The 12,898-nt window shown below is 43.0% G+C and carries 10 protein-coding genes; 7 read left to right on the top strand and 3 right to left on the bottom strand.

Annotated features, from left to right (window positions below):
* The first annotated feature begins 26 nt into the window (after positions 1 to 26).
* Positions 27 to 557 carry a 3-hydroxyacyl-ACP dehydratase FabZ gene (gene fabZ / locus V7K79_RS25935; protein ID WP_335051777.1) on the top strand — a complete coding sequence of 177 codons (531 nt, stop codon included), beginning with the start codon at positions 27 to 29 and terminating at the stop codon, positions 555 to 557.
* A gap of 173 nt (positions 558 to 730) precedes the next feature.
* Here fabZ and V7K79_RS25940 read toward each other — a convergent pair whose 3' ends face one another.
* Entirely contained in the window at positions 731 to 868 is a 138-nt protein-coding gene (locus V7K79_RS25940; protein ID WP_335051779.1) for a hypothetical protein, read from the bottom strand.
* Between the two features lie 2 nt (positions 869 to 870).
* On the opposite strand from V7K79_RS25940, the gene lpxA reads away from it, so the two are divergent.
* From lpxA to V7K79_RS25955, 3 genes are all read left to right on the top strand, one after another.
* Positions 871 to 1,689: an acyl-ACP--UDP-N-acetylglucosamine O-acyltransferase gene (gene lpxA / locus V7K79_RS25945; protein WP_335051781.1), complete on the top strand. Its 819-nt coding sequence runs from the start codon at positions 871 to 873 to the stop codon at positions 1,687 to 1,689.
* 217 nt (positions 1,690 to 1,906) lie between these two features.
* Positions 1,907 to 3,076, top strand: a complete 1,170-nt coding sequence (gene lpxB, locus V7K79_RS25950; protein WP_335051783.1) for a lipid-A-disaccharide synthase — start codon at positions 1,907 to 1,909, stop codon at positions 3,074 to 3,076.
* Positions 3,077 to 3,314: 238 nt separating this feature from the next.
* Positions 3,315 to 4,580 carry a DNA cytosine methyltransferase gene (locus V7K79_RS25955; protein ID WP_335051785.1) on the top strand — a complete coding sequence of 422 codons (1,266 nt, stop codon included), beginning with the start codon at positions 3,315 to 3,317 and terminating at the stop codon, positions 4,578 to 4,580.
* Positions 4,581 to 4,614: 34 nt separating this feature from the next.
* Here V7K79_RS25955 and V7K79_RS25960 read toward each other — a convergent pair whose 3' ends face one another.
* Positions 4,615 to 5,580, bottom strand: coding sequence for an aldo/keto reductase (locus tag V7K79_RS25960; RefSeq protein ID WP_335051787.1), 966 nt, complete (start codon positions 5,578 to 5,580; stop codon positions 4,615 to 4,617).
* 309 nt (positions 5,581 to 5,889) lie between these two features.
* On the opposite strand from V7K79_RS25960, the gene V7K79_RS25965 reads away from it, so the two are divergent.
* The 3 genes from V7K79_RS25965 to V7K79_RS25975 all read left to right on the top strand — a co-directional run bounded on the left by V7K79_RS25965 (position 5,890) and on the right by V7K79_RS25975 (position 11,013).
* A complete protein-coding gene (locus V7K79_RS25965; protein WP_335051789.1) occupies positions 5,890 to 6,900 on the top strand; it encodes an AraC family transcriptional regulator in 1,011 nt (336 codons plus the stop codon).
* Positions 6,901 to 7,092: 192 nt separating this feature from the next.
* A complete protein-coding gene (locus V7K79_RS25970; RefSeq protein WP_335051791.1) occupies positions 7,093 to 9,819 on the top strand; it encodes a TonB-dependent siderophore receptor in 2,727 nt (908 codons plus the stop codon).
* Positions 9,820 to 9,849: 30 nt separating this feature from the next.
* Positions 9,850 to 11,013, top strand: coding sequence for a PepSY-associated TM helix domain-containing protein (locus V7K79_RS25975; protein WP_335051793.1), 1,164 nt, complete (start codon positions 9,850 to 9,852; stop codon positions 11,011 to 11,013).
* Positions 11,014 to 11,054: 41 nt separating this feature from the next.
* Here V7K79_RS25975 and V7K79_RS25980 read toward each other — a convergent pair whose 3' ends face one another.
* A complete protein-coding gene (locus V7K79_RS25980; RefSeq protein ID WP_335051795.1) occupies positions 11,055 to 12,752 on the bottom strand; it encodes a TonB family protein in 1,698 nt (565 codons plus the stop codon).
* Between the last annotated feature and the right edge of the window lie 146 nt (positions 12,753 to 12,898).

The raw sequence follows: 12,898 nt of genomic DNA on the forward strand, positions 1-12,898 counted from the left end.
CAGATAAAAAATCAATTACACGGCCAATGTCAATCCTTACCCAAGTGAATACCATCGATACGACTACACCAACATCTATCGAACCACAGGCGATAAATGAGATTACAATCACTTCTGAGATTAAAACAACTTTTACATCTGAAGAAATTCAGAAATTGCTACCCCACCGCTACCCATTTTTACTTGTAGACAAAATAATTGACTACGTTCCAAGTAAAAAAGCTGTTGGGGTTAAAAATGTCACTATCAATGAACCCCATTTTCAAGGGCATTTCCCCGAACGTCCACTGATGCCAGGGGTACTAATTGTTGAAGCAATGGCACAAGTTGGGGGCATTGTCCTAACTCAAATGTCTTCGGTAGAAGGCGGGCTGTTTGTCTTCGCTGGTATCGATAAAGTCCGCTTTCGCCGCCAGGTCGTGCCGGGGGATCAACTAGTAATGACGGTGGAACTGTTATGGGTAAAACAACGTCGTTTCGGTAAGATGCAAGGTCGTGCCGAAGTTGATGGTCAACTTGCTTGTGAAGGGGAATTAATGTTTTCTTTAGTTAGCTAAAAGTTTGCTTTCGTGGTATTGGGTATAGCCGTGAAGTGCCCTTGCTGAATCCTGAAAAAGGATAACAGTTAAAAGATATCCACAACAGCATCTGATAATTTCTTGATTTTCGCCGCCCTCTCTACGAGAAGCACTCACAAACACACTTAACTTGCTTTGCCCGACACTTTCGTTCACTGAAATATTTCACGCTCAACAACGCCAGTCGCCTCAATGGGGCGGTAGTCGGTACAACTCTCTAAACCAGAGTAACGCGCTGCCTCAAAAACCCCGCCTGGCGCTGGATTATTAAGACAGTTCTGGAGATTCACACTTGAAAACGCTAATTCATCCAACTGCTGTAATTCATCCGAAATCGGAACTCCACCATACAGTGCAAGTCGGTGCCTATGCTGTGATTGGAGCGCATGTCAAAGTGGGCCCTGAAACAATAATCGGCGCTCATGCAGTGCTAGAGGGACCTTGTGAAATTGGGGCGCAAAATCAAATTTTTACAGGTGCAGCCATCGGCATGGAACCCCAGGATCTGAAGTTTGTGGGAGAACCAACTTGGGTCAAAATTGGTGATAACAACTTGATTCGTGAGTACGTTACCATTAACCGCGCTACCGGTGCTGGTGAAGCGACGGTAATTGGTGATGGGAACCTATTGATGGCTTATGTCCATGTAGCTCATAATTGCGTCATTGAAGACCAAGTAGTGATTGCTAACTCTGTGGCGTTAGCTGGTCATGTCCATATAGAATCACGCGCTAGGTTAAGTGGAGTTTTAGGTGTCCATCAATTTGTGCATATTGGTAGACAAGCAATGGTGGGAGGTATGGCACGTATTGACCGGGATGTAGCCCCATATATGTTGGTGGAGGGAAATCCATCGCGGGTGCGAACCCTCAATCTTGTAGGACTCAAACGGTCTGGTATGGACTCAGCAGATTTGCTTATGCTGAAAAAAGCCTTCCGCATTCTCTATCGTTCTAATCTGTCTTTTAAGGATGCTTTGGAACAGTTGGAATTGTTAGGAGATAGCGAAGAATTGCAGCATCTGCGACGCTTCCTTCTACTTTCTCAGATGCCTGGAAGACGTGGCTTGATTCCTAGTAAAGGCAAAAAAGGCGCAAGTGATGAATCGTGAGATGTAAGATATATCATGTCTGTCGAATTACCCATAATCAAAGCACCCCACCTCAACCCGTCCTCGCAAGCGAGGAGGGAAACAAAAGCGTAGCTAATGGGGTGGGATTACCAGAAATTGTGGTTAGTTTTCCAGACATCATAATCTATGAGTTATGAGTTGATGAATTGAATTTTTAACTCCTAACTCTTAATTTTTACTAATTACCAATTATCAAATGCGGATATTTATCAGCACTGGTGAAGTCTCTGGCGATTTACAAGGGTCACTGCTAATTTCAGCGCTGAAGCGTCAAGCTGTGGCGATTGGGTTAGAGTTAGAGATTGTGGCACTGGGTGGCGAAAAAATGGTAGAGGCTGGAGCAACTCTGTTGGGAAATACCAGTAGTATTGGCTCAGTGGGTATTCAAGAAGGGCTGCCTTATGTTTTACCGACTCTCCAGGTGCAACGACGGGCGATCGCTTCCCTAAAACAAAATCCACCGGATTTAGTAGTGCTGATCGATTATATGACTCCCAATCTGGAAATTGGGACTTATATGAAACAGCAATTACCAGATGTGCCAGTGGTGTATTACATCGCTCCGCAAGAGTGGGCTTGGTCAATAAGTTTGCGTAGAACTAAGCGGATTGTTGGTTTTACAGATAAGCTGTTGGCAATCTTTCCACAAGAAGCCCGTTACTTTCGCGAGAAAGGCGCAAATGTTAGTTGGGTGGGACATCCTTTGGTTGACCGAATGCAAGATGCTCCGAGTAGGGAAGCCGCTCGTGCAACACTGGGGATTGCACCAGAAGAAATTGCGATCGCACTCCTCCCCGCCTCTCGCCGCCAAGAACTAAAATATCTTTTACCAATTATTTTTCAAGCTGCCCAAACTATTCAAGCTAAATTACCTGAGGTTCGTTTCTGGATTCCCCTATCGCTGGAAGTCTATAGACAGCCAATTGAGGAGGCTATTAAGCGTTATGGTTTACGGGCTACAGTTCTATCAGATCAACACAAAGAAGTTTTTGCCGCAGCTGATTTAGCTATTAGCAAATCTGGTACTGTCAATTTAGAACTCGCTCTGTTGAATGTGCCACAGGTTGTAGTTTATCGCCTCAGTCGTCTGACTGCGTGGATAGCTCGGAAAATCCTTAAAGGTTCAGTAACCTTTGCATCGCCACCTAATTTAGTAGTGATGAAGCCGATTGTGCCAGAATTTTTACAAGAGCAAGCCACACCAGAGAATATTATCCAAGCAGCGATGGAATTGCTACTCAATCCCAGTCGCAGACAGCAAACTTTACTAGATTATGAAGAAATGCGACAAAGTTTAGGAGAAGTTGGGGTTTGCGATCGCGCTGCTCAAGAAATTTTGCAAATGCGATCGGGGACTGGAGAGTAGGAACTGGGGATTGGGGACTGGGGACTGGGGACTGGGGACTGGGGACTGGGGACTGGGGACTGGGGACTGGGGACTGGGGACTGGGGACTGGGGATTGGGGACTAGGGACTAGGGACTGGGAAAATTTTGTATATTTAATACGCGGTACTTAATACCCAATTCCCAATCTCTAATCCCCAATACCCAATCCCCAATCCCTAATCCCCAATACCCAATCCCTAATCCCTTTTGAGGCATCATGGCTTATGAGATGAAAAAACAAAGAGCGATCGCAGTTGACTTATTTGCTGGCGCGGGTGGTATGACTCTTGGCTTTGAACAAGCTGGTTTTGACGTACTGGCATCTGTGGAAATCGACCCGATCCACTGTGCAACACATGAGTTTAACTTCCCTTATTGCTCAGTGTTATGTAAAAGTGTTGTGGATATAACCGGGGAAGAAATTAGGAATCGGTCTGAGATTGGCGATCGTGAAATTGATGTGGTCATTTGTGGCTCACCATGTCAAGGATTTTCCCTAATTGGTAAACGGGCTGTTGATGACCCACGCAACTCTTTGGTGTTTCACTTTCATCGGCTGGTTTTTGAGCTAAAACCAAAATTCTTTGTGATGGAAAATGTTCGGGGAATCACAGTTGGCGAACATAAACAAATCCTGCAAATTTTAATTAGCGAATTTAAAATATCTGGCTATCAAGTAGAAGAAAATTACCAAATTCTCAATGCTGCAAATTACGGAGTACCTCAGTCCCGTGAGAGATTATTTCTCATAGGTGCAAGGGAGGATGTAGAGTTACCGAAATATCCTCAGCCAATTACTAAAAAAGCGTTATTAAATAATTTAATTTCTAAAAAAATATCTGATATTCCATTGAGTCCTACAGTATGGGATGCTATTGGAGATTTACCTAAAATAGAAAATTATCCTGAGTTACTAACAAGAGATTGGGTTGTAGCAGAATACGAAAAGCCTAGTAACTATGCTCTTATACTTCGCGGTATCGAATGCCTAGACGATGATTATTCTTACAAACGAGAATATGATTTGCGAATACTTTCTTCAAGTTTAAGCACAAAACATTCTGCGGAAACTGTTAAACGTTTTCAGGAAACTCAACAAGGCGAAAGAGAAAAAATTAGTCGTTTTTTTAAGCTACATCCTGGTGGTGTCTGTAATACTTTAAGAGCCGGAACAGATAAGTATAGGGGTTCTTTCACATCTCCAAGACCAATTCATCCATTTACGCCCCGTTGTATCACAGTCAGAGAAGCGGCGAGATTGCATTCTTACCCAGATTGGTTTAGATTTCATGTAACCAAATGGCATGGATTTCGGCAAGTTGGTAACTCTGTACCTCCTTTACTAGCAAAGGCTGTGGCGTCAGAAATTATTCGTAGTTTGAATATTTCGCCTTTTAAGCCGAGTTTCCAATATAAGTTATCAGAGGAGAAGTTACTACAATTGAATATGTCGCAAGCGGCACAATATTATCAGTGTGATTAATCAAAATATACTTTGTAATATGTGCAAGGTTGGGCTAAGTCCAAGCACGGAAGAATGTACTATCCTCCCAGATATTAGCAGTCCGTTGAGCGATCGCTGTCAATTCTTGCTCCTTCAGGGGTACAAAAGCCCGCGCTATCTTGACATTATTCTCTAATTGTGCCACATTCTCTGCTGCAATCACGCAACAATGAACTCCAGGTTGAGACAGTGTGTAACCTAAAGCTTCTTCCATACCTGTCAACCCACCTGATTTAAACAGGCGACCATAAGCTGGGACTTTCATCGCAATCACACCGATATTTTTTTCTCTAGCCACTGGTAAAACTACCGGAATAAATGGACGTGGGTGGTGTTTGTCGGCGGCATTCACAGGAATCAGTGTAGTGTGGAAAGGATAGCGACGCAAACCTTCAGCAATTACTTGAGGGTCGTGATGTCCGGTAATACCAGCAAAGCGCACCAATTTTTGTTGTATAGCTTCTTCTAAAGCTTTAATTGCACCCGATGGACTAAAGATAGTGTCGAGTTCTTCAGAAAAAGAAACGTGATGCAACTGCCACAAATCGAGATAATCTGTATTCAGACGTTTAAGCGATCGCTCCAATTCTCGCCATGCACCATCCCGATCTCTTTGATCTGTCTTACTTGCTAGAAACAGCTTTGAGCGATGGGGTGGTAGCACTTTACCTAAATAATCTTCACTTGGCCCATAACTAGGTGCTGTATCAAAATAACGAATCCCAAGTTCCAGCGCTCTTTGAATAATTGCCGTAGCATCACTCTCTTTTCCTTCCCAGGATAGCGGCGTTTGTCCTGCTCCTCCTAACCCAAAAATAGGCAGTTTTGCTTCCGTGCGTCCCAGCAGGCGTTCTGGTATAGTTGCTGGCGGTGTTGCAGTGTTGATAGTATTTTGCTGTAAGGTATTAGTTGCCACAATACCTCCTGTTACAGCAATGCTGGTAATTAGAAAATTACGCCGCGTCTTTGCTTCTGTCATGATTGGCTTTGGGTGCAAAATTACTTTTATTCTAAGACCGTAAATGCTGACACACGAGTTTGAACTGCCAAGTCGCTTTGTCTATTGACTCTACTGTTTATATCAAACTAAATGCGATCGCCTGCTCAAAAATTGTGTTTTCGAGCCAATTTTTAACTATGTTTTAAGTACTATTGCGTATTGACAAATGCTATCCGACTTCAACCTCTCACCGCTCGTGTTGTACCTGAGTTCCATTATCAACTAGTTAGAAAAAAATAAGATTATTTTTCAATAAGCTTGAAAATAAACTTGATAATAACTGCAACAATGACAATTACCCTTTCAGCCTCAGACTATGATGAACTATGGGAGCAGAGCTTGCAAAATACCCATCGTTTATACCAATCAGACGACTTCGATGATATCTTTGATTACCCTAAACAGTTAGGAACAGGATACAGGCGATTAATTTGGCTTCAGGATGGGTTCTGGCTTCGCGTTCGGGAATTTGAATGCCGAGAATTTATTCGTTGTGATGATTATGAAGAAGGATGGACGGCATCAGTCTTAACATTTTTTATTTCCGGCGATGCTGGAGTGGTAATTCACAATACAAACGACTACTTTCACGAAATTAGCGGACAGAATTGTTTCGGATTTGGCTCTGCGATGGAGACAGAAGAATGGCCTGCTAATCAACGAATTTTCAGAGTCCAGATTTGCATGGAGCCTTCTTTCCTCAAATCATACGGCAGCAATCAGCTTGACTCTCTACCATTGCAGTTAAAAAATTTGATTGAGGGAAACAAGCAAGATGATTTTAATCTGCTAGGAACAACCACCCCAGCGATGCAGCTAGCAATTAGGCAAATTTTAACTTGCCCTTATCGAGGATGGATTAAACAGCGATATCTGGAAAGCAAAGCCTTAGAATTATTGGTTTTGTACCTAGAGCAAACCGTTAAGCGCGAACAAGGTTTAAATTTAGTTACAACCCTCAAGTCTATTGATATTGACCGCATTTATAATGCTAAAGAAATTTTATTGTTACATCTGGATAATCCACCATCTTTACTAGACTTGGCAAAGCAAGCTGGAATAAATCACAACAAGCTCAAGCGAGGGTTTCGTGAAATTTTTGGCACAACTGTATTTGGCTACCTGCACGATTATCGTATGGAAAAAGCGCGGCAGTTGCTTTATGAAGGTAAGTTGAGCGTAGCGACAGTGGCAAATATAGTGGGCTACGCCAATACTGGGCATTTTGCTGTGGCTTTCAAACGCAAGTATAGCATTAGTCCTAGCGCCTGTCGTTTAGGAGAAAAACCTGCTATTTGAAATTTATCAAACATTTGGTCTTCTTTGAGTTGTAAGCAGTCTTCTGTGAGCGGAAATAGTCATTGAAATCCTGTATGCTCCGTATAACTTAATTAATTGCCAATTAATTTCAACAAATTAGTAAGTCAGATAGGAAGTTTTCCTAGATGACTTGCTAAGGAGTGTATTGGCTTTTTTTGTGTGTGAGGAGCTATGAAGGTTCAGCGATCGCCTAATTTATTATGTTTTATTGTCAGTTTATCTGGATGCATCACGAGTGTCTTGATGTCACTTATTGCTCAACCTGTTTGGGCGCAAAATACAAGAACTGCTTCTATTACAGCATCCACTGAGGCTAGTGGAGAATCTACTCAACTGACTACCAAAGGACAGGTTGTTGAACCGATTAAAAAGATTCAGCAACTTAAGCAGATAAAGCGTTTTATCAGCAATGCCCAAATGTTACTAGTGCAGTCGCCAACATCACAAACAGTGCCAACTTCTGAATTAGTGCAAGTGACAGGAGTTAAAGCAAACCCTACCTCCAAGGGTGTGGAGGTGATTTTACAGACTAGCAAAGGGCAAGAGTTGCAAATCACAAACCGCAGTGCTGGCAATAATTTTATTGCTGATATTCCCAATGCTCAACTGCGTTTACTTAATGGTGAAGCATACACATTCCGTTCTGAAAAACCAATTCAAGGGGTTACAGAAATCACAGTCACAAACTTTGATACCAATACAATCCGGGTGACGGTGATAGGTGAAGCGATGCCTACTGTTGAGTTGTATGATAGTCCTGATGAGGGTGTGATATTCTCTGTGACAACTGCTGCATCATCGGCACAAAAACCTCAAACGCAACCTCACCCGGAGAATCAGACACCGCCAAGTCAACCATCAGCACAAAATGATGACCCAATTGAATTGGTGGTAACGGGTGAACAAGATGGATATGGTGCAACTGATGCTTCATCTGCAACTATAACTGACACACCCATTCGCGATATTCCCCAATCAATTCAGGTAGTTCCCCGACAGGTGATTGAAGACCGGGTAGTTACCAACCCGGATGATACCGTCAGAACGGTGAGCGGTGTGATTCCCTCCAATCCCTCCTATGAAGCAGGGTTAAGTGCCTTTTCTATTCGGGGCTTTGATTATAGCTCGAATATTCTCAGAAATGGTGTCAGAGAAGTCGATTCCGGCTCAGTCTCTAGAAACGATCTCACAAACATAGAGCGTATTGAAATCTTGAAAGGTCCGGCTTCTGTGCTATATGGTCAGGGATCTTTAGGTGGTGCAGTGAACATTGTCACCAAACAGCCATTACGCGACCCTTTCTATAACCTTGAGTTTCTCGCTGGAAGTTACGACCTCTACCGGGGTGCAGTGGATTTTTCTGGCCCACTCAACGATAGCCGAACTGTGCTATATCGTTTAAATGCTTTTTACCAAGACTCAAATACCTTCATTGACTTTAGTCGTAATAATCGTTGGTTAGTTAATCCGGTTGTTAGCTGGCAAATTAGCCCGAATACCAAACTTACCATTGAAGGAGATGTGTCGAAAACAGTCAGTCAAACTTCTGCCGGCTTACCTGCTATGGGTACGGTGCTGTCCAATCCTAATGGTAAAATTCCCATCAATCGCTTTATAGGTGAACCAAATGACTTCGAGACTTTCTCCTATGCCAGAATTGGGTATGATTTGCAGCATCAGTTCAGCAAAAATTGGTCAGTAAGAAATGTCTTTAGGTACGAAATTTCAAAAAGAGGAGGGGGTGGATTTACTGGTGGTAGTAGCCTTGACCCTGATGGTCGAACTCTCAGCCGCTCTTACTTTGATGATCCAAACCCAAAAACAGATGATACCACAAACGGCTTTATTGTAGCGACTGACTTGACTGGTAAATTCCAAACTGGGTCGATTAAGCACACACTTCTGTTTGGAACCGAGGTATATAACACTAAACGCACTAATTTTGAGTATATCATTGGCGAAGTTGCACCGCTTGACCTGTTTAACCCTGTGTATGGCTCTCCCAGAGGTGCTGTTGAAGATAGAGGTAATAGTACTCAATCAGGGGGGTTTGTTGGGGTTTATCTCCAAGATCAGATTGCTTTAGCAGATAACTTGAAACTAGTGCTAGGCGGACGGTATGACTGGGCTAATCAGGAGTCGAAGGATTTGATCGCAGACACTAATACAAGCCAATCCGATGAAGCATTTAGCCCCCGATTTGGGATTGTCTATCAACCCATTCAGCCGATTTCTCTCTATGCTAGCTACAGCCAATCATTCAATCCCAGCAGTGGTACAGATGCCAATGGCAATTTATTTAAGCCAGAAACTGGAACTCAGTATGAAGTGGGTATTAAGGGAGATTTGAGTAACAAACTGTCTGCAACTTTAGCATTATTTGACTTGACTCGCTCTAACGTGCTGACGACCGATCCCAATCCCAATAATTCTAATTTTTCTATCCAAACTGGGAAACAACGCAGTCGCGGCATCGAGTTGGACATTAGTGGTGAAATTCTGCCAGGATGGAGCATTGCAGCTGGTTATGCCTACATTGATGCTCGCATCAGTGAGGACAACGATTATCCTGTAGGCAACCGCTTAGTTAATGCGCCAGAAAATTCCTTTGGTTTGTTCACATCCTACAAATTTCAATCCGGCAGTTTAGAAGGATGGGGGTTAGGCTTGGGTTTATTCTATGTTGGAGAACGAGAAGGGGATTTGAATAATAATTTTACCCTACCGAGCTATTTTCGCACAGATGCTTCCATTTTCTACAAACGCGATCGCTTGCGAACTGCCATCAGCATCAAAAATCTCTTCAACGTTGATTACTACGAATCATCTTCTGACATTCTCAGAGTCTTTCCTGGCGAACCGCTAACGGTGCAGGGAACAATTTCGTGGCAGTTTTAACCCAATTAGAATACAAAGGAGTATTCTTTCATGCACTCAAAAAAACTCCGAGACTTTGTATTCAGGCTACACCGTTATATCGGGTTAGCTGTAGGTTTGATTGCAATTATCATCGGTCTAACGGGTAGTTTGTTAGTTTTTCACGATGAAATTAGTGAATTTTTATTGCATCGCCAAATTGGAACTATTACTCCACAAGGTGAGCGCTTACCTGTAGAAGTTATCCTCAATCAGGTGAAAACATCCTATGTAAGTCAACTAGGCGTAACAATCGATCGGATTTATATATCTGCAAAGCCAAATGCTCCCGCGATCATTATTCCCAGGAAACAGGAAAGCGATTTGGCTGAACTTTATGTCAATCCTTACACTGGGGTGGTGATTGGAAACAGTCAAGAAATTTTTTCGGAAAAATTTTTCAATGCTGTCTACGAACTGCACTACGCTTTGTTATTAGGCAAAACTGGATATGCGATCGCTGGGATTGCTGCCTTATTGATGTGTATCCTCAGTATTACAGGCTTCCTCCTTTGGCCTGGTTGGAGAAAACTACTTAATGGCTTCAAAATCAAACTTAATGCTCATCCCAAACGGATTAACTTTGATATTCACAAAGTGGCAGGTATTGTTACAGCTATATTTCTTGCCCTCACTGGCTTCACTGGTTTCTGCTGGAATTTTTCTGATTTCACTAAACCGATCATTTATGCAGTGACATTTACCCACAAGCCAGCATCGGAACCTGTCTCTATAGGTGTTCCTGGCAAAACTCCACTGAAGCTGACAGACCAACTAAAAACTGCTCGTGCTACATTCCCAAATGCAATGTTGGGGACAATTTACTTTCCTCGTAAACCAGAAGATGCTTTGAGTATTCGCTTTAAGCTACCCCAGGATGATGATGAGAATGGGCAAAGCTATGTTTATCTCGACCAGTACAGTGGTAAAGTGTTGCGAGTAGATAACATATTGAAGATACCGTTAGGCGATCGGGTTCTCAACTCTTTTGAACCACTCCACTACGGCACTTTTGGCAGATTACCTACGCGCATCCTCTATATCTTTGTTGGACTTGCACCATTAATTTTATTTATCACTGGCTTTGTGATGTGGTGGTATCGCAGAAAATCTACAAGTAAATTACTCAAAGAAGCAATATTTATAAAAACCTTAAGCAAAAACGCTCAAAAGTAGAAAAGCGATGTTTCGCACTCCTGACTATTATTTACCTGTTCTTAGCCACCGTTCCCCGATAAATCTAGCTGCCCATAGACATTGATATCAAATGTAAATTGAATATTGATGTGGTTACTAATATATCCTGTGGGCAAAGGTGCAAAGGGTGCAGATCGCTGTATAGCGTTGAGCGCCGCTTGATCGGTGACGCTGAATCCAGAGGTTTGTGCAAGCTGGAGATTGCTTAGTTGCCCGGAACGTTTAATAGTGAAGTTAAGTACTGTTCGCCGGGAAGACTGGCTTACTTCTGGTAGCCACTGCTGCTCGACTTGTTGCTTTAATTGGTTTAAGTAAGAGGTCATATCTATATCTTGACTGCTGGCATCAATACCAGAAGCAGCTTGGTTATCTCGGTTGGAATTAGGTAAGGCTGCTAGATAATTACCGCTAAAATTCCGACTAGATACACTTTGAGTACCACTCAGCAAGCTTGCTGCACCTGTTTTCCGAGATGACTGAGCTATAGGAGTTCGCCTACTTAAAAGTCTTCCCGACTGGCTTAATTTCTTAGGATTGGATACTGGTGATTTAATAGCAGGTGCAAGCGCTGTTTTTCGGGGTAGGGCTGACGATGGTGTAGTATTAGGCGCTACTACTATTTTTTTAGGTTTAGCTGCTAATGGTATTGTTGGTCTGGTGATCGCAGTTGGCTGTAGTTTAACTGCTAATGGTATTGTTGGTCTTACGATCGCAGTTGGCTCAACTTTGGGTGCTGGTGGGATAGTTGCTTTTGCGATCGCTGTTGGTTGTGGTTTAGCTGCTAATGGTATTGTTGGTCTGGCGATCGCAGTTGGCTGTGGTTTAACTGCTAATGGTATTGTTGGTTTTGCGATCGCAGTTGGCTCAACTTTGGGTGTTGGTGGGATAGTTGGTTTTGCGATCGCTGTTGATTGTGGTTTAGCTGCTAATGGTATTGTTGGTCTGGCGATCGCAGTTGGCTGTGGTTTAACTGCTAATGGTATTGTTGGTCTGGCGATCGCAGTTGGCTCAACTTTAGCTGCCAATGGTATTGCTGGTTTTGCGATCGCAGTTGGCTCAACTTTGGGTGCTGGTGGGATAGTTGCTTTTGCGACCGCAGTTGGCTGTGGTTTAGCTGCTAGTGGTATTGTTGGTTTTGCGATCGCTGTTGGCTGTGGTTTAGCTGCCAATGGTATAGTTGGTTTTGCGTTCGCTGTTGGCTCAACTTTGGGTGCTGGTGAGATAGTTGGTTTTGCGATCGCTGTTGGCTCAACTTTGGGTACTGGTGGGATAGTTGCTTTTGCGATCGCTGTTGGCTCAACTTTGGGTTGTTGAAGAGATAGATTTGGTGATTCCGGTTTTTGCTGCTTTGGTTCTGGCCGGAATACCTCTGCTGAAGATGAGGTTGTTGAGTCAAAAGGACTCTTGCTAGAGGCTTTATCTGCATCTGAATTAACTGACTTCACCGCAGAAACAGGTTTTTTCGGTAAAGCTTTACCACCTGCAATTGAATTTTTGGTAGCCCGGAATAGGGTTTTTTGGGGTATATGTGTTTCATCGGGATAAACTTCAACTACCTCAATTGGAATCTCTTGCTTCGGCTCAGGCACAAAAGCTGTGAACCAATATTTGCTCCCCATCAGTAAAATAGAGTGTAGAAGGATGGAACCAATTAGACCTGGGAGGATATCGAGGGGGCCCACGCTCCGATAGCGTTGAAATTCATAAGAAAAAGCCATGTTATTGTGCTTTTGCGTGATAGATAACAGCCTCAACAGTCTATTTACTGTCTTCTAACTTAGAGGATATCGTATCTGATTCAAGCAAAACAACGAGATATTGGATAATATCTTTTTTTAACTCGATTGAGCTGAAATGCTCAACT

This window comes from Nostoc sp., from assembly GCF_036917575.1.
In the GTDB taxonomy this organism is placed as follows: Bacteria; Cyanobacteriota; Cyanobacteriia; order Cyanobacteriales; family Nostocaceae; genus Nostoc.